The sequence below is a fragment of the Flavobacterium sp. 25HG05S-40 genome (assembly GCF_052654735.1).
Map to the genome: position 1 here is coordinate 322,949 of NZ_CP199750.1, position 17,133 is coordinate 340,081.

The following is a 17,133-nucleotide window of genomic DNA, read 5'->3' on the forward strand; positions in this document are numbered from 1 at the left end:
ATAGAAAAATGAAAAAAAGTATAGTTGTAATCTTTAGCTTATTTGCTGTTCTGGCTTGTAATAAAACTGCTGTTGACAAACCAGACAATTTAATTGATAAGGATAAAATGATTGGTATTTTATACGACATTTCTGTTTTAGAAGCGGTTAAAACTCAAAGTATAAACGGAGGAATAAGCAGTAAAACAAGTGCTGAGTATATTTATAAAAAATACAAAATCGATAGTCTGCAGTTGGTTAAAAGCACTAAATATTATGCTTCCAATATAGAAGAATACAAAAAAATGGTAGATCAGGTAAAAGACAGACTCGCTGTAGAAACAAAAAAGATTGAAACGCGAATGAAGAAAAACGGGCAAGAAGTACCGCCCACTTCGGTTACTCCAGTCAACCCTGACGTACCTCAAATTCAATAATCAACGGTGTAAATCGGTTACTTCCTGAATCACCTTATCAATGCTTTGAAACTCAAAATTCAGAGCATTTTTTATTTTCTCATTGGAAATGTATTCTGAGGAAGTAAGCGAGAGCGCGCTGTATTTGGATAGTTTTCTTTTGGTTCTAAAGAGTAAAGAAATCAGCCAATCCAATCGCCAGCCCAAGTTTAATAGCCACGGTTGTGCCTCTATTTTTGGTTTTTTGACTTGCAGTTTTTCGGCAATTTGAAAGATGATATCTTTGAAAGAACAATTTTCAGCAATCACGATAAAACGTTCACCGACTATCTTGCTTTTCATGAGTTGTATCATGATTTTGACCACGTCGGCAACGCCTACGTATGCTGTGGAACCGTTGGTGTAAAATGGGAATCCTTTCTTTATGGCGGAGAAAAAGGTAGTGCTTCCCTGATTCCAGAAACCGGTTCCAAAAATAACTCCCGGGTTTACAATGACAACATGGAGTCCTTCTTGCTGACCGCGCCAAATCTCCATTTCGGCTCCATATTTGGATATCGCATAGTCACTGTGCGCGATTTCCGGATTCCATTCGCATTCTTCAGTAATCTCCGTTGTTGATTTCCCAGATGCTGTATCGTTTTCAGTTGCCAATCTACTTCCCAAAGCGGCAATAGAACTAACGTGACAAAGTTTTTTGATGTTGTAGTCGATGCAAAAATTGACAATGTTGGCGGTGCCTTCTATATTTACTTTTCGGATGGCGTTTTCGTCGTTGGGGTCAAATGAGATGAACCCAGCACAATGATAGACATACGTTATGTTTTGGAAAGCGATTTCGAGCGACGGAACATCGATAATGTCGGCCTGAATCCATTCGATTTTGGAGAATAATGCTTCTTTTTGATAGAGTTGGAACAGCGATTTAGTTTTTTCGATGCCACTACGGTTTCTATAAATAGCCCGAACGGAATCTTCATTTTCCACTAAATGAAGAAGCAAATGCGCTCCGACTAAACCTGTTCCGCCTGTGACTAAAATCATTTGGTAAAGATACTTAGATTTTAGATTTTTGGATAATTTGATTGGTGAAAAGTAGGCAAAAGCGTCATTTCTAGCCCCGATGGGAGCAAGCTACCGTGTAGCGCAGACAGCGGGAGGGATTTTCTTAATTATCGAAAACTTCCGCTTCAAAAAATCGCAATTCTGCTTATATTTGCGCAAATTATTTTAGGATGAAGAATTTAGTTGAAGAATTAAAATGGCGTGGTTTGTACCACGATAGCATGCCCGGAACCGAAGAACAACTGTTGAAGGAAGCGACGACTGCTTACATTGGTTTTGATCCGACGGCCGATTCGTTGCATATTGGCAGTATGGTGCAGATTATTTTATTGCTTCATTTGAAAAATTTTGGTCACAAACCGATTGCTTTGGTTGGTGGTGCGACGGGAATGATTGGCGATCCTTCGGGAAAATCGGATGAGCGTAATTTGCTGAACGAAGAACAATTGTCGAAGAATGTGGCCGGCATAAAAAGTGTGCTTTCACGATTCCTGGACTTCAATGCTGCTGGAGCTAATGCGCCGATTATGGTGAATAATTACGACTGGATGAAGGATTTTTCGTTTATCAATTTTGCGCGTGATGTGGGGAAAAGAATCACCGTTAATTATATGATGGCAAAGGATTCGGTTAAGAAACGTTTGTCGGGCGAAGCCGGAGACGGGATGAGTTTTACGGAGTTTACGTATCAGTTGATTCAGGGTTACGATTTTTATCATTTGCACAAACATTACCATTGTGTATTGCAGATGGGAGGTTCCGATCAATGGGGAAATATTACCACAGGAACCGAATTGGTTAGAAGAATGAATCCACATACAGAAGCAAAAGCTTTTGCGTTGACTACGCCATTAATTACGAAGGCAGATGGTTCGAAATTCGGAAAATCGGAAGGTGGCAATATTTGGTTGGATGCTGATAAGACATCAGTGTATAAATTTTACCAGTTTTGGTTGAATACTTCGGATGAAGATTCGGAGAAATACATTAAGATTTTTACCTTTTTGGATAAAGAAGTAATTGATACTTTGATTGCGGAACATAATGAAGCGAAGCATTTGCGTGTTTTGCAAAGAAGATTGGCCGAAGAAGTAACAATTTTAGTGCATGGTAAAGTCGAGTTGGATAAAGCGATACAAGCTTCAAATATTTTATTTGGCAATGCTACTGCTGATGATTTGAAGCAATTGGATGAAGCCACCTTTTTGGAGGTTTTTGATGGTGTGCCGCAAGCGGAAATTTCAAGAAGTGACATCGATGCCGGAATTCCTATAGTAGAAGTGTTGAACGAAAAATCAGGATTTTTAAAATCGAATGGTGAGGCCAGAAGAGCTTTGACCGAAAATTCGATTTCAGTAAACAAGGAAAAAGTAACCGAAGAGTTTCAGTTATCTTCCAAAGATTTGATTAATAATCAGTTTGTCTTACTGCAACGCGGGAAAAAGAATTATTTTGTTATAAGAGTTATATAAAAAAAGGAACCGAAAGGTTCCTTTTTTATTCATTAAAATCAATGGGGACTTTATTGGAAGTAAACCAACCTTTGGTTAAATTTTGGTCTTTTAGGATGTCTTTTCGTTCATCTTCCGAAGAATTTAGCAGTAGTTCTTCTTTCATTAAGTTGATGTGAAGTTCTAAAAAGTGGGGTTCGTTTTCTTGGATGTAGTGCTCGTAGAAGTCATTTTTATGGTAACGTTGTTTGTTCCAAAAAAGAATTGCCGTGAAGTTTTTAGTTTCATTGGGCCTCATTTTTTGAATGTTTTCGATGAAGTTGGCTCTTTTAAGTTGTACTAGTTCTTCGGGTGTTCTGTTTTTGATGTAATTGGTCAGCGAGTCTCTGTAACTGTTGTACTCTTTTTCACTTTTGAAAATACGGCTTTTTTGCTCGCCAGTAAAAATCCCGCTTAAATCTATCGAGGTTTTGTTTTCGTACAATTTATAATAGGGCTTTGGTCTTAAGGAACCACCGCCAATTGGGATTATGGTTGCCGTATCTAAAACAAAAGTAATGGGTTTATCTGTCAGATTGGTAAGGTGATACTTTATTGTAAACTTTCTGCGATTGTCCTCTGTATTGGATGTTATTATGGTGTCGATTTTTAGTTCGATGGGTTTTGACTGAGAAAAAGCAGTAATGGCAAAGAGTAGGCAAATAATAAATCTCATGGCATCTATTTTTTATAATAACGCAGAAAAATACGTTTTATTATAGCACCATCAAATTGCAGCCACGGATATCAGAGTTATCAAAACGTCCCAATATTTCGAAGGAATTGTTGGGGTATTTTTTGCCCAAATCCTGTGTGGCAATAAACGAACACGAATTGATATTGGCTAAATCAATTACGTTAACACCACCGGTTTTCCCCGAACTTACATACGTTAACGCATCTTCAGTATCGCGGATAAGGATTTGCATCCAAGCCGGACATTCGAATACACCGTTGCCAAGAGAATAGGCTTGAGATAACAACTCAGTCATGCCGTATTCCGAATGAATGCTTTGCACTCCGAAGCCATTGCATAGGATTTCATGAAGTTCTTCCCGAATCATTTCCTTGCGCTTGCCTTTCATCCCGCCGGTTTCCATTATGATGGTATTCTTTAACTGGAATTTCTGTTGTTCCACTAAATCTAATAAAGCATACGTTACGCCAATCAGAATTACATTTTGTCCTACATGATCAAGCTCGGTTAGTTTGGTAGTAAGTTCTTCGTAGTTATGCAGATAAAAGCCGCTGTTTTCATTGTTGGAAAGCTCGATTAAATCCTTGACCATATAAATCAAAGAAGAACCACTGCGTTCTAAATAGGAAGGAAGCAAAGCTAAAACCACATAGTCTTCGATGTTTCCATAAAACTCGGAAAAGGCATTGCGATAGCTTTGTTCGTATAACGAAACATCAGAAACCAAATGTTTACTGGTAATCATTCCGGTCGTGCCACTACTGGTGAAGGTTTCTTCAACAGCATTAGTGGTAGCAACAACTTCATGGCTTTTAAAAAACTGAATCGGTAAAAACGGAATTTGTTCTAAGGACTTCACTTTCTGAACATCGGTGTTTAGGAAGTCACAAAATTCCCGATAGACTGCATTGTTTTCATATTGAAAACGAAAAACTTTCAAGGCAATTTTTTCAAATTGCTTGTGAGAAGAAATAGTAAAGAGGTTTTGTGGCTGAATCACTTTGAAACGTTCTGAATGGTGCAAAAGTAGTGAAAATAAAAAAGCTCTAACTTTCGTTAGAGCTTTTGATATACTTAAAAAATTAATTATCTGATCACTAATTTTTTTGAAGCTGTTTTTCCTTCTTCCGTAATGTTTACAATGTAAACACCAGCGTGTAAGCTAGCCACATTGACTGCATTGTCAGAAGAGGTAGTATTTAAAACTAATTTACCTAAAACGTCGTACACTTTAATTGCTTTTTCAGCGTTAGCAGCAGTTTCGATAAATAAAGTTCCGTTAGAAACTGGGTTTGGATACATTTTTAAACCAGTGATTTCATTTTGTGCCACGCCTAAAGTCAATCCTAATTCTGCTAATGAAGTAACTACTCTTAATTCATCAAAAGTAATTGATGGTGTAGTAGTATCAGTGTCTTGTCTCAAAGTAACACCTCCGATGGCAGTGATTGGAGCCGTTGGGTTGATACCAAAAGTAGAAACATTTCCGTTAACTGGATTGATCCAAGCATTAAGTGAATTTGATGTAAAATCGTATCCAATAACAATATAAACAACATCACCTACATTTCTTAAAGTAGCATCGTAATTTGTTGTTGATGCGGTGGTATCAAAACCAATTTGGTATTGAGTACCTGATTTTTTAAGAAATAATCTTGCTTTATAGTCAGAGTTTGATGTTCCTGTCAATCCAACAAAATATGTTTCTGGTGTAGCACCTGTCAAACCTGCCATGTCAGTTACGCTGAATAAAAATGCAGCATAAATTGTTCCAGAAGTAGTACTTGTAAAAGGAGTAGCAGCTTCTTTTCCAACACCAGTAAATGAAATAGCGTTACCTGTTGAAGTTACACCTGGGTGCGTTAAACTTCCTGAAACGGCAAGCATGTCATCTCCAGTATTGACGTTTGTCCATTTTTGTTGCGTTCCTAAAGCACTTCCGGCAGTATATGGGAATGGTTCGCTGTAAGGTAGCGTATTAATCGGTTTACATTCAGGAGCTATGATTGTTTTTGTAAATCCACAAGAACCAGTTACTGTTAATACTACATTAGTTCCTTCAGGCACACCTGATATAATAATGTCACCTTCTGCAGCAGTTGATGGATTAGCACCACTAATGGTACCTGCATTTGATGATAAATTATAAGTTCCAGTATTACCTCCTGTAAATGGAATGTTGATTTCGTATGTATCGATACTTAAAGTTACAGCATCGCAAGCAGTTGCTTCTGCCCCTAAAGATAAGGCACAAGCAGCAGCACCAAACCAAGTAGTATATACTTTTATTTCGTCAACTGTTATATTTTGTGCGGCATTAAATTGGCGTAAAGCGACCCCTGAAACAGTTGCACTTCCTGAACCCGAAGCAGTAGCATCCGGAGCTCCTGCAGCAGCCTCAGTAGCTGGAACACCAGAAGTTTCAACCCATAAGCTTACAGCACCAGCAGCTGAAACTTCATATTTTAAGATGATTAAATAGGTGGTATCTAAGTCAAAATCTGAAGTGCCCCAAGTAGCGGTATTTGAATTGGCTACACCAAAGTTAATTTTACCAGCAGTTGTAGATGGTCTAACAAAAACTTTAGAAAAAAACGTGGTTGTTCCTGTAATTAAGTGAGCAAAGTATCCATCAGAAGCAGCTGTTACTTTGACAAGAAAGGAATAGTAAAGAGTTGATCCTGCAGTTACAGGAGCAGCAAATGCTTTGTTAACATCTTGACCATTATTGTCTAATCGAGCAGCATTACCAGCAGTAGTGTTATAACCTGTATAAAGCAGGCCGTTTGCTGTACCAACATCAATAGGTTCTACTACAGAAGTTCCTGTTAATGCCCATCCGTTGTCTGTTAAAAGTGAATTGTCAGCATAGTTAAAACTGTCTGTCAACACCTGTCCAAATGACACAGAAGAAATTACTAAAAGTAATAAAGAGTAAATTTTTTTCATTTTTTTAAATTTAATTAGCCCACAAATATAAGCACAAATTTCCTTTACAGAAAATAAGAATGTAAAAAAATGATGAATTAAACGTTAATTAACAGAAGGTTAAACTATCTGACAATTAGTTTTCTAGTGGCGGTAGTATCGCCTTCAGTGATTTTGATAATATAAACTCCGGGAGGAATTGAAGCAATGTTTAACTCTCGAGAAGAGAGCGTGGTTTGTAGTACTTTTTTACCCAAAACATCAAATATCAAAACTTCTTTATCTAAACTGGTTTTAGAAGTAATGTAGATTTTACCATTACTAACCGGATTTGGATAAAAACCTAAGGTTTCTCCTTGCTGTTTTCCATCTTGGGCAAACCCAGAGAAAGAAAAAGCAACAGCGAATAAAAAGATATAAAAGTAGTTTTTAGCCATGACAACAATTTGGTTGTTACAAATATATAAAAAACATTTCAAATACTGTACCAAAAAAAACTCCTTCTTTTTGAGAAGGAGTTTTTTAACTAACTGTAAAAAAAATATTATAGTCCAGTTGTCCAGCCTGTTGCCCAAGTTGGCGTAGCTGTACCATTTCCAGCTCCTGTTGCAGATGTAGTTTCCGTGAAAACAGATGATACATCTACAGTTGTTCCAGCTGTATTTTTACCTTTTGATTTATTGGTAAAATCAGTAATCGTAACATTGGTTGCTTTTAAAGAAGTACCAACACCAGCGATAGTTTCGTCATGCTCTACATCAAAAGCATCAGCCCATCCGCTAATCACAACATTGTTCATGATACCTCTGGTTCCTCTTCTTAATTTTAATCCGTCATTTTCAGGATAGGTAGCTGAACTTGCAGTGCTTCCAGGGCCAACTAAAGTCATATTGTTGATTGTTGGGTTTGATAATGGTGTATTAGCAAATCCTAATTCAAAGTTATCGGCTTCAATTCCTCTGTTTCCTTTTCCGAAAGAAACTTTACCATACCAATTTGTATTGGTTCCAATCCAACCTTCTGTCCAGTCAAATTGATCATCTTCGTTTCCGAAAGCTACTAAATTAGAAGTGTTTACAGTACCACCAAAAAACTCGAATCCATCATCAGCACCATGAAATGCTTGAACAAACTCAACAGTAGTTCCTGAACCAACTCCAAATAATGATAAACCATTAAATTCTTTTTCGCTATTAAAGGCGGCACCACAATACTCAAGTCTCAAATAACGAATAGTACCAGAATTATCTGCGGCTGTTGTTCCGCCATAAGTTAATTCAGCTACTTCTGATTGTGCAGTAGAGGCACCACCAGTAACTCTGTTAATTGGAGCTTTTCCACAAATTACTAATCCACCCCAATCACCAGGAGCTTTTACAGCTAAACCACTAGTCATTACCACAGGATTTGAAACCGTTCCATTGATGTTAATTTTTCCACCTTGTGCTACAGCAATAAAAGAGGCTGTTCCTCCAACACCTTCTATTCTAGTTCCTGCAGGAATAGTTAAAGTTGCACCTGTATTAACTTGTAGTCTTCCTGTTAACTTGTAAACAGTTCCAGCATTTAAAATAACTTCTCCATCATTAATTTGCCCTTTAAAGTCAAGTGGATTTACCTCAAATGTAGAGCTTGGACTATTGTCATCATCACTTGAACAGCTTGTTAAGAAACTAGCAGAAATTGCTAAAATTCCAAAAAGTCTTAAAATTGAATTTTTCATTTTATTTGTTGTTTTTTTATAATTTTCTAATGCAAATATCTATTCTAATTTTACAATTAAAGTTAACTAAACATCAAAGTTAGATTAACAAATGTTTTACTTAGTATTACTTAAATGTTAACTATGTTATTCTACAAAAAAGCGGTCATATAGACCGCTTTTTTGTATTATTAATTGAAAATGTTTAAAACTGATAGTTAATATTTAAACTAAATGTCATACCCTTTTTATAAGACAACATTTTTACATCGCCATTCGAGTTTTCTTGAGTTCTTTCAATTTTAGGGTCTAATAAATTTCTTGCGATTAGAGAAAGTCCAAGATTTTTATTTATTTTAAACCTATTAATCCAATCCAATGTGCCTACTGCTTTGTCAACAAGATTACCATTTCCATTGGTTCCAATAGCATTAATTCTATCAGAGAAATAGGTGAAAGCTAAAGTTGATGTTAACGAAGTGTTTTTATCATTCCATTCTTTAAAATAAGTAACATCAGCATTGACCAACAAGTCTGATGCTCCTGTGAAGGCACTTTTGGTTTCAGTAAAAGCAACATTATAATTTGTTTCTTTCTGAATTTTTTCAGCATCAAGGTCTTGCGAAGTATACAAGTAAGAGATATTTAAACCTGAAGATATTTTCGCTCCATTTTCTTGACTAAAAATATTTTTTCTAATTTCAAGTTCAGCTCCAGTGGCATAACCTGTATCTCCGGTGTTTACAAAGGAAACATCATTAGTTGAAGAAGCAATTGTAATTTCGTTGATTGGATTTTGAATGTATTTTCCAAAGGCAGTAACTGAGAGCACTTCGTCAGATTTTGGAAAAAACTCCCATTTTAAATCTAAATTGTAATTATCTGATTCGTATAAGTCAGGATTACCAATTTTTACTTGAAGTACTTCTTCATAAAGAAATAAAGCTCTTTCTTTAAACTGTGGCAAGGTATATGTTTTACTTAATCCCAATCTAAGATTTTGTTTGTCGTTTAATTCATACTTCATTATTACACTTGGTAAGAATGCAGTTTTCTCTAGTTTGTCTTTCCCAACATCTCCTAATTGAGTGTCCCAATTTACGTCTTGACTAATTTGCTCTGTCCTAAACCCTAAAACGGTAGTTAATTTTTTAAATTTATATTCCGCATTAATATAGCCGGCATTAATTAATAATTCTCCATCATAAGATTGAGGTTTAGTAGCGTTTGGAACCTGAGAGTTTCCTCTAAAGGTTGTAATTTCAAAAGCGCCGTTAGCAAAGTTTTGTGGGTTGTAAAACAAGTCAAGATTGTTTGGGTCAACAACCGTAGTTTCAAATCCATTATTCACTCTAAAGTTAAACTGATTGGCGAGTAATTCTCTGTTTTTTACTCTTAAATTGTAACCTGCAGTAATTTTACCTAAATAATCTCCTTCACTATTTTTGTTAAATTTATAATCAACACTAGCTTTTGCTGCGATTTCATCTTCGGTTATGTTTTGAAAATATCGGTGATTATCGGGTCTTGAAATATTAGAAAGGATAAAACCAGCAGCTTCTTCTCGAAATGTATTTTGAACTCTATCGGGCTGATCACTTTCTACTTTGTTGTATGAAACACCCCAATTTGCAGTGTATTTTTCACCAAATTTATGTTCTCCTAACAATTGATTAATCATCAACTGATTTCTTTCATAAAAGAAACGACGAAGTAAACCATTTCCATCATTAGCAATATCAACAATAAAACCTTCGTATTCTTCTTTTGATTGGTTTGAGGTATTGATAAATATCGTATTAAAGTTGATTTTATTATTACTATTAATTTTATAAGCTGCATTACCCATTATTGTAGTATTTGTGGCAAAGCTATTTTGTCTAAACTCTCTAAAATCTTTGTTGGCTACTCCAAGACCATTGACACTGCCTTTAGCAGAACCATCGGTTATAGCATTAAACTCATTACTGTAATTTGCCGTTCCAAAAAGACTTAGTTTCCCGTCATTACCAATTGAATAGGATGAACCAGCTGAAATTCCCAGACTTCCTGCATAAGGTGTTTTATTTTCTAACTTTAGAGTTTCAAAGTTATAGGCTTCAAGCGGATTATTGGGTTGAGAGGTGGTACTAAAACCAGACATGTTTTGACCTTTTTGTAAAGAGAAATCATCTAAACCAAGAGCATTAGTATTTGCTTTTGATCCGATGTCTATTTTCACAAACCCTTTTCCTTTATAGTCTTTGGAAACTACATCTACGTTTCCTCCAGCAAAATCTCCATAAAGTTTGCTGCCGTACACCTTATCTATTCCGACTGACTCTACAATATCAGTACTAAAAATATCCAAATTGATATTCTTTTTTTCAGGATTATTTGATGGAACAGGTAGACCATTGATAGTAGTCGCATTGTATCGGTCACCTAAACCACGAACAAAAATATTTCCAGTTCCTTCTTGTTTGGTAATACCAGTAGTTTTAGTTACAGCACCAGCAACATCACTCACCCCTTTACGGGACATTTCTTGAGCACCAATACTTTGTTTAATTTCAACTGCTTTTTTTTGTTCAGCTAATAGAGCGGTTTCCTTTTCTCTACTCACAGTATTCTGAATGACAACATCTTTCAATTGGTAGCTTCCAGAACCAAGCGCTTTGTTAATTGTAACGGTTTCTCCTGCTTTTACTTCTACTTTTTCTTCGATGGTTTCGTATCCCAAAAAGCTAAACTGAATAGTATATACGCCTGCTTCAGCACTAATAGTATATTTACCTGCTTCGTCTGTTGTTACTCCAATAGTAGTGCCTTTTAAGATGACATTGGCAAAAGGTAACGACTCATTATTGAGGTCTTTATCCGTTAAAGTTCCTGTGATTGTTCCTTTGGTTTGGGCAAATCCCAAAACCGTTATAAGTAAAAAAGTAACAATTAGTTTAAGTCTCATTTTTGTTGCGTTTTATTTTGGTGCAAAGAAACCATCGCAATGTAAAGGACGTGTTACTTCATTATTACCATTTTGTTCTTTAACTATTACCAAATTGTTAACAGATTAAATTACGGTTAACTCCATTTCCGTTTATCAAATCATTTTGTATTATCTTTACATTTACATCCACAAAAACATTTGTGTCCACACTATGAAAAAGAAAGACATTAAAATTTTACTGGTAGATGACGAGCAGGATATCTTAGAGATTGTAGGTTACAATCTTTCTCAGGAAGGATATCAAATTGTAACGGCAACCAATGGAAAAGAAGCCATTGTCAAAGCCAAAAAAGAACTGCCACAACTTATCATCATGGATGTTATGATGCCCGAAATGGATGGTATGGAAGCTTGCGAGAACATTCGGAAATTACCCGAATTAAGTAATGTTATCATTACCTTTCTAACAGCAAGAAGCGAGGATTATTCGCAAGTAGCCGGATTTGACGCCGGAGCCGACGATTACATTACAAAACCCATCAAGCCAAAATTATTGGTGAGTAAAGTGAAAGCATTGCTTCGCCGTTTAAAAAATGATGAGCACGCCTCGGAAACACTTAATGTTGGTGGCATCGAAATCAATAGAGAAGAGTACAAAATTGTAAAAGACGGTAAAGAAATAATTTTGCCTCGTAAAGAATTTGAATTGTTTTATCTGTTAGCTTCCAAACCCGGAAAAGTTTTCAAAAGGGAAGAAATATTAGATAAGGTTTGGGGTAACGAAGTCATTGTAGGCGGAAGAACCATCGATGTTCATATTAGAAAACTTCGCGAAAAAATTGGTGACGATTTATTCAAAACCATCAAAGGAGTTGGCTATAAATTAGAAGTATAAATGAAAATAAAATTCAAGAAAACATATAGGTTTGCTCTTGTATCCACTACTTATATAACCCTTTTTTCTACTGGTTTTCTTGCAATTTTATTATGGTTTTCTGACGAATTTTCATTATCAATTCTCTCATTATTTGCGGTTTCTATCGCTACGTTTTCTTTTTTTGTAATCCAATATCGAGTTGAAAGGTTTATCTACCGTAGAGTTAAAAAAATCTATGACGATGTCTCTCTGTTAGAATCTACCTCTTTCCGAAGTCAACCCATTACTACCGATATGGAAACTTTGACCAAACAGGTTAAAAAGTTTGCCACCGATAAAAAACTCGAAATCGAAACCCTCAAAGTTCGTGAAGAATACCGTCGTGAATTTTTGGGGAATGTTTCTCACGAACTCAAAACGCCTTTGTTTACCGTACAAGGTTATCTGTCCACACTAATTGACGGTGCTATCAATGATAAAAGTGTCCGAAAAAAATATTTAGAACGTGCCGAAAAAGGGGTCGAAAGACTAATTTACATCGTAGAAGATTTAGACATGATCTCTAAACTCGAAATGGGCGATGTTAACTTGGAGTTGTCCCGATTCAATATCGTTGAATTAGTACAAAGTGTTTTCGATTTACTCGAAATGACTGCCGATAAAAAGAACATTATTTTAATGTTTGATAGTAGATACAGTCGACCCATTAATGTATTTGCCGATCAGGAAAAAATTCAGCAAGTCTTGTCCAACCTAATCATGAATTCGATTAAGTACGGAAAACAAGACGGTACCACTGAAGTTACTATTGAAGATTTAGTCGATGACAAAATCATAGTCAGAATCAGAGATAATGGCGAAGGAATTGAAAAGCACAACATTCCCCGTTTGTTTGAGCGCTTTTTCAGAGTTGACAAAAGTGGCGCACGAAGTGAAGGTGGTTCAGGTCTCGGACTTTCTATAGTAAAGCATATCATCGAAGCGCACGGCGAAAAAATCTATGTAGAAAGCGAGTTCGGCAAAGGTTCGGAGTTCTCATTCACCCTCGAAAAGGATCAATAATTGCTTCCAGTGAATTTGTTTTTCCAGTTTGGGTAAGCCTTGGTATAATTTTACATCTTTCAAATCTTCAATCATAAAATCGTCCTGTTTGGCATAAGGCGCTTGACCATTTCGCTTGAATCTTTTGGCCAAATATTCCTGTTCAAATTGTCCTGGAGTCGGAATAAAAAAAGCTTTTTTCCCTAGCTTGGCCAAATCCATTACAGTAGTATATCCCGAGCGACACAAGACCATGGCACTTTCGTTAAAAGCCGTCTCAATCTCCTCCGAAGTCATGAAGTTGTAATAGGTAACATGTTCTTCCGTCTCTATTTTTTGTTCCGGTTCAACAACACCTTTGATAAAAATTACTTTGCCTCCAAAATGGTGCACTTCTTTTTTTAGTTTTTGTTCCAAATACGTACGCTGCGGTTCAGGACCGGAAAGAATTACCATCAAATCATATTGAATAGGCAACTCTTTTTTCTCTAGTCGGCTTAACGGACCTATATACTGTAAATTGAGTTTGTTCTTCTTTAAATGCCCTAATTTCCCCGTTAGATTGGGTAGCCTTTCAATATCTGGAACCCAACATTCGGCAAATTTTTTGATAAAATGCTGATGCAGTTTACTGGAAATCCAAGTGGTTTTTCCCGACAACACATTCAACTGATGGGTAATGAAGACACTCGGAATCTTTTTGCTGTAAACTCCCAAACGGTTATCCGAAATAATGCCATGGAGGTTGTATTCTTTAATCCATTTTTTGACCACTTTTTTTTCTGTAAAGATGGCATCAATCATTTTTGGACTGTTTTTAATCAGTTTCCACTTAAAATCTCCGCCGTTCTTGGCATACTCAATTTCATAGGAAGGTAATTTCAAGGTCTGTAGATGCGGAAATTCCTTTTCAAGCAGTTGTAACGCTATGCCATCCGAAGCAATAATCGGAGTATAACCATTTATCTCTAATGCACGAATAATAGGAATACAGCGCGTGGCATGTCCTAAGCCCCAATTTAACGGAGCCACAAGAATATTTTTTGTTGAATTTTCCAAGGAGTGAAATTACGATTTAAACATTGCAAAGTAAAAAAGATTTCGGATAGTTTATATTTCCTTAATTTTACCAAAAAATTAAGTTTGTGGGAAGCAAGAATAAATTAAAGCGGTTTAAGGAAAACGAAACGTTTGAAAACGTTTTTCAGCCAACAAGAGAAGAAGTAGTAGGTGGCGATTTTCCACTAAAAGGAAAATGGAATAAGGATTTTTTCAAAAATGATAACCCTATTGTAATCGAATTAGGTTGCGGAAAAGGCGAATATTCTGTAGGATTGGCCGAACGTTATCCGGAGAAAAATTTTGTCGGAATTGACATCAAAGGTGCCCGTTTCTGGCGTGGCGCTAAAACAGCTGTAGACGAAGGAATGCGCAACGTAGCTTTTGTCCGCACGCAAATCGAACTCATTAATTGCATCTTTGCCGAAAATGAAGTAGACGAAATTTGGATTACGTTTCCGGATCCACAAATAAAATACAAACGCACCAAACACCGAATGACCAATTCGGAATTCCTGCAATTGTATAAAAAAATACTAAAACCAAACGGCATTGTAAACCTGAAAACCGACAGCGAGTTCATGCATGGTTACACCTTGGGATTATTGCACGGTGAAGGTCATGAAGTGTTGTATGCCAATCACAATGTCTATAAAAATGAAGGCGCGCCAACCGAAGTTACTACTATTCAGACATTTTACGAAAAGCAATATTTGGAAATCAACAAAGCAATTACGTATATTCGTTTTAAAATCAAATAGATGCTTCTTTTTCTGCCCCTTGTCATAGGTTTTTTGATAGCTTTTTTGGCGGTTATTCCTCCGGGCTTAATCAATATGACAGCAGCAAGGATCAGTACCCAAGACAACAGAAACGCAGCAGTTAGCTTTGCCCTTGGCGCTTCAACCATTATATTTTTTCAAACTTTTATCGCAGTTCTTTTTGCAAGATTTATCAACAATCATAAGGAAATTGTGACTACGCTTCAGGAAATAGGCATTTTTGTTTTCTCGCTGTTGAGTGTTTATTTTTTCTGGATAGCCAAAAAGCCTAAGAAAATCAAAACAGATCGGACAGTGAAAGGAAAATCCAGCCGTTTCTTTTTTGGAATGTTGTTGTCTACGCTGAATTTATTACCGATTCCGTTTTATGTCTTTGCCAGTATGAGTTTGTATGCATCGGGCTATTTCAGTTTTGATAAGATTCCGGTTTCCTCTTTTGTTATCGGAGTGGTTTTAGGTTCGTTTACAGTATTTTACATTTATATAGCAGCTTTTAAAAAAATTGAAAAGAAAACGGAGTTTCTGATGCGAAACATCAATACTATTATCGGTTCGGTAACCACTTTTATGGCGATTGTTACTCTCATAAAATTACTATACGATTAATGGAAGCTACTTTTTTTGAAAGGGTTTACGAAATTGTACGTCAAATTCCTGAAGGAAAAGTAACTTCCTATGGCGCTATTGCTAAAGCTCTCGGAGCAGCACGTTCAGCCCGAATGGTCGGCTGGGCTATGAATGCGAGTCATAATTTAGAAGATGTTCCTGCGCATAGAGTTGTGAATAGAAACGGATTGCTTTCGGGCAAGCACCATTTTGACGGCACCAATCTTATGCAACAATTGTTGGAAAACGAAGGTCTCGAAGTAGTCAACAATCAAATTGTCGATTTTGAAAAGCATTTTTGGATTCCGAAAATGACTACTCCATCAAGCACACCGTAAACTTCGTCTGGTTTTCTCCATTTTCGAAAGCCAAATAACCACCATGAGCTTCAATGATATTTTTGGATAAGGTCAACCCAATTCCAGCGCCGTCTTTACGTGTTGTGAAAAACGGAAGGAATATTTTATCTTCAATTTCAGGTTCAATTCCAGTTCCAGTATCGGTTATGATGAGGTAAACACGCTTTTCTTTCAATTCAGCAGTTATTGAAATGGCTTTAATTTCTCTATCTTCCAAAGCATACATGCTATTGGTCAGCAAATTGATTAGCACTTGTTCCATTTGGTTTTTGTCAACGAATATCCAACGTTTAAAAGCAATGTCATTGGTTACTATAATGCCTTCTTTTTTAAACAAAGGCTGCATAATCTGAAGGCAGTTTTCTACCAATTCAGATAACTCGTTTTTTTCTTTTTTAGGCGATGGAAGCATGGCTAATTTTCGATAGCTTTCGACAAACTCCTGTAAATGGTTGCTTCGGTTGTGAATAGTGGATACACTTTGCTTGATGTCGTCTAAATCTTCGGCTGAAATATCTTCCTGTTGGACTAATTCGTTTAAATTTTGTGACAACGATCGAATAGGCGTAAGCGAATTCAACAGCTCGTGGGAGATCACTTTCATCAAATTAATCCAAGCTTCTTTTTCCTTTTTTTCCACTACTTTTTGAATACTCTCCAACAAAATAATGTAGTATTCCTCATTGAAGGTTTTAGTTGCAGAGGTTTGAAGAATAAAGGTTTGTGTGTCTTCTTTGTTTACCCGTATTTGCAACGAACTTTTAATCTCTTCAAAATTTTGTTCCTCAATCAGTTCACAAAGTGACGGCAATTGATTTTTAAGATAGTGCCATTTGCTAACCTTTGGAACCATAAAATGTTTTGAAAAATAATCGTTCATCAAAAAAATAGTCCAATCCGTTGCTTCTTTTTGCAAAATAATAATTCCGGTTTCCATACTGTTTAAAATAGACCGGTAAATGAGGTCTTTGGAAACTTGTTCGTGTTGCTTTTCTTTAAGTTTTCCGTACAATTGAAATAAACTTTTATAATGCAATTGTGATTTGTGTTTGGAAAAATCGGAGGAAAAATCACCTTGTAAAATCGACGCAATGGTTCGGTCGTAAAACAAAAAAGCATTTCTGATAAAAAGAAATATTTCAGCTAATAGTAAAAGAGCAACAAATCCGAGGAAAAAGCTAGAATATAACAGACCACGTGAAA

The 17,133-nt window shown here is 36.2% G+C and carries 16 protein-coding genes; 7 read left to right on the forward strand and 9 right to left on the reverse strand.

What is annotated here, in order from left to right; translation table 11 throughout:
- The first annotated feature begins 8 nt into the window (after positions 1-8).
- Complete coding sequence (locus ACULEU_RS01425; RefSeq protein ID WP_445453679.1) at positions 9-416, forward strand: DUF4296 domain-containing protein; 408 nt, start codon at positions 9-11, stop codon at positions 414-416.
- Here the strand turns inward: ACULEU_RS01425 and ACULEU_RS01430 are convergent, their stop codons facing one another.
- Complete coding sequence (locus tag ACULEU_RS01430; protein WP_445453680.1) at positions 417-1,439, reverse strand: NAD-dependent epimerase/dehydratase family protein; 1,023 nt, start codon at positions 1,437-1,439, stop codon at positions 417-419.
- Positions 1,440-1,630: 191 nt separating this feature from the next.
- On the opposite strand from ACULEU_RS01430, the gene tyrS reads away from it, so the two are divergent.
- Positions 1,631-2,932: a tyrosine--tRNA ligase gene (gene tyrS, locus ACULEU_RS01435; RefSeq protein WP_445453681.1), complete on the forward strand. Its 1,302-nt coding sequence runs from the start codon at positions 1,631-1,633 to the stop codon at positions 2,930-2,932.
- A gap of 25 nt (positions 2,933-2,957) precedes the next feature.
- On the opposite strand, the gene ACULEU_RS01440 is transcribed toward tyrS, so the two are convergent.
- From ACULEU_RS01440 to ACULEU_RS01465, 6 genes are all read right to left on the reverse strand, one after another.
- Positions 2,958-3,626, reverse strand: a complete 669-nt coding sequence (locus ACULEU_RS01440; RefSeq protein WP_445453682.1) for a hypothetical protein — start codon at positions 3,624-3,626, stop codon at positions 2,958-2,960.
- Positions 3,627-3,666: 40 nt separating this feature from the next.
- Positions 3,667-4,647: a LuxE/PaaK family acyltransferase gene (locus ACULEU_RS01445; protein WP_445454875.1), complete on the reverse strand. Its 981-nt coding sequence runs from the start codon at positions 4,645-4,647 to the stop codon at positions 3,667-3,669.
- A gap of 86 nt (positions 4,648-4,733) precedes the next feature.
- A complete protein-coding gene (locus tag ACULEU_RS01450) occupies positions 4,734-6,596 on the reverse strand; it encodes a T9SS type A sorting domain-containing protein (protein ID WP_445453683.1) in 1,863 nt (620 codons plus the stop codon).
- 104 nt (positions 6,597-6,700) lie between these two features.
- The gene (locus tag ACULEU_RS01455) at positions 6,701-7,012 is read right to left on the reverse strand and encodes a T9SS type A sorting domain-containing protein (RefSeq protein WP_445453684.1); all 312 of its coding nucleotides are present in this window, start codon (positions 7,010-7,012) and stop codon (positions 6,701-6,703) included.
- Between the two features lie 107 nt (positions 7,013-7,119).
- Positions 7,120-8,298 carry a hypothetical protein gene (locus ACULEU_RS01460; protein ID WP_445453685.1) on the reverse strand — a complete coding sequence of 393 codons (1,179 nt, stop codon included), beginning with the start codon at positions 8,296-8,298 and terminating at the stop codon, positions 7,120-7,122.
- 184 nt (positions 8,299-8,482) lie between these two features.
- On the reverse strand, positions 8,483-11,224 hold the full coding sequence (locus tag ACULEU_RS01465; protein ID WP_445453686.1) for a TonB-dependent receptor domain-containing protein: 2,742 nt from the start codon (positions 11,222-11,224) through the stop codon (positions 8,483-8,485).
- A 193-nt stretch (positions 11,225-11,417) separates the two neighbouring features.
- On the opposite strand from ACULEU_RS01465, the gene ACULEU_RS01470 reads away from it, so the two are divergent.
- A complete protein-coding gene (locus tag ACULEU_RS01470) occupies positions 11,418-12,101 on the forward strand; it encodes a response regulator transcription factor (RefSeq protein WP_445453687.1) in 684 nt (227 codons plus the stop codon).
- A complete protein-coding gene (locus tag ACULEU_RS01475; RefSeq protein ID WP_445453688.1) occupies positions 12,102-13,145 on the forward strand; it encodes a sensor histidine kinase in 1,044 nt (347 codons plus the stop codon).
- On the opposite strand, the gene ACULEU_RS01480 is transcribed toward ACULEU_RS01475, so the two are convergent.
- Complete coding sequence (locus ACULEU_RS01480) at positions 13,119-14,183, reverse strand: glycosyltransferase (RefSeq protein WP_445453689.1); 1,065 nt, start codon at positions 14,181-14,183, stop codon at positions 13,119-13,121. The two genes, ACULEU_RS01475 and ACULEU_RS01480, sit on opposite strands and share 27 nt — an antisense overlap.
- Positions 14,184-14,269: 86 nt before the next feature.
- On the opposite strand from ACULEU_RS01480, the gene trmB reads away from it, so the two are divergent.
- The 3 genes from trmB (at position 14,270) to ACULEU_RS01495 (ending at position 15,909) form a co-directional block, all read left to right on the forward strand.
- On the forward strand, positions 14,270-14,944 hold the full coding sequence (gene trmB / locus ACULEU_RS01485; RefSeq protein ID WP_445453690.1) for a tRNA (guanosine(46)-N7)-methyltransferase TrmB: 675 nt from the start codon (positions 14,270-14,272) through the stop codon (positions 14,942-14,944).
- 75 nt (positions 14,945-15,019) lie between these two features.
- Positions 15,020-15,571, forward strand: a complete 552-nt coding sequence (locus ACULEU_RS01490; protein ID WP_445453691.1) for a lysine transporter LysE — start codon at positions 15,020-15,022, stop codon at positions 15,569-15,571.
- The gene (locus ACULEU_RS01495) at positions 15,571-15,909 is read left to right on the forward strand and encodes an MGMT family protein (protein ID WP_445453692.1); all 339 of its coding nucleotides are present in this window, start codon (positions 15,571-15,573) and stop codon (positions 15,907-15,909) included. Before ACULEU_RS01490 ends, ACULEU_RS01495 begins: the two co-directional genes overlap by 1 nt.
- Here ACULEU_RS01495 and ACULEU_RS01500 read toward each other — a convergent pair.
- Positions 15,887-17,041 (reverse strand): sensor histidine kinase, encoded by a 1,155-nt coding sequence (locus tag ACULEU_RS01500; protein WP_445453693.1) that lies wholly within the window; start codon positions 17,039-17,041, stop codon positions 15,887-15,889. The two genes, ACULEU_RS01495 and ACULEU_RS01500, sit on opposite strands and share 23 nt — an antisense overlap.
- Between the last annotated feature and the right edge of the window lie 92 nt (positions 17,042-17,133).

Coding starts and splice junctions, on each gene's coding strand:
- ACULEU_RS01425 (WP_445453679.1), top strand. CDS start 9: ATGAAAAAAAGTATAGTTGTAATCTTTAGCTTATTTGCTGTTCTGGCT.
- ACULEU_RS01430 (WP_445453680.1), bottom strand. CDS start 1,439: ATGATTTTAGTCACAGGCGGAACAGGTTTAGTCGGAGCGCATTTGCTT.
- tyrS (WP_445453681.1), top strand. CDS start 1,631: ATGAAGAATTTAGTTGAAGAATTAAAATGGCGTGGTTTGTACCACGAT.
- ACULEU_RS01440 (WP_445453682.1), bottom strand. CDS start 3,626: ATGAGATTTATTATTTGCCTACTCTTTGCCATTACTGCTTTTTCTCAG.
- ACULEU_RS01450 (WP_445453683.1), bottom strand. CDS start 6,596: ATGAAAAAAATTTACTCTTTATTACTTTTAGTAATTTCTTCTGTGTCA.
- ACULEU_RS01455 (WP_445453684.1), bottom strand. CDS start 7,012: ATGGCTAAAAACTACTTTTATATCTTTTTATTCGCTGTTGCTTTTTCT.
- ACULEU_RS01460 (WP_445453685.1), bottom strand. CDS start 8,298: ATGAAAAATTCAATTTTAAGACTTTTTGGAATTTTAGCAATTTCTGCT.
- ACULEU_RS01465 (WP_445453686.1), bottom strand. CDS start 11,224: ATGAGACTTAAACTAATTGTTACTTTTTTACTTATAACGGTTTTGGGA.
- ACULEU_RS01470 (WP_445453687.1), top strand. CDS start 11,418: ATGAAAAAGAAAGACATTAAAATTTTACTGGTAGATGACGAGCAGGAT.
- ACULEU_RS01475 (WP_445453688.1), top strand. CDS start 12,102: ATGAAAATAAAATTCAAGAAAACATATAGGTTTGCTCTTGTATCCACT.
- ACULEU_RS01490 (WP_445453691.1), top strand. CDS start 15,020: ATGACAGCAGCAAGGATCAGTACCCAAGACAACAGAAACGCAGCAGTT.
- ACULEU_RS01495 (WP_445453692.1), top strand. CDS start 15,571: ATGGAAGCTACTTTTTTTGAAAGGGTTTACGAAATTGTACGTCAAATT.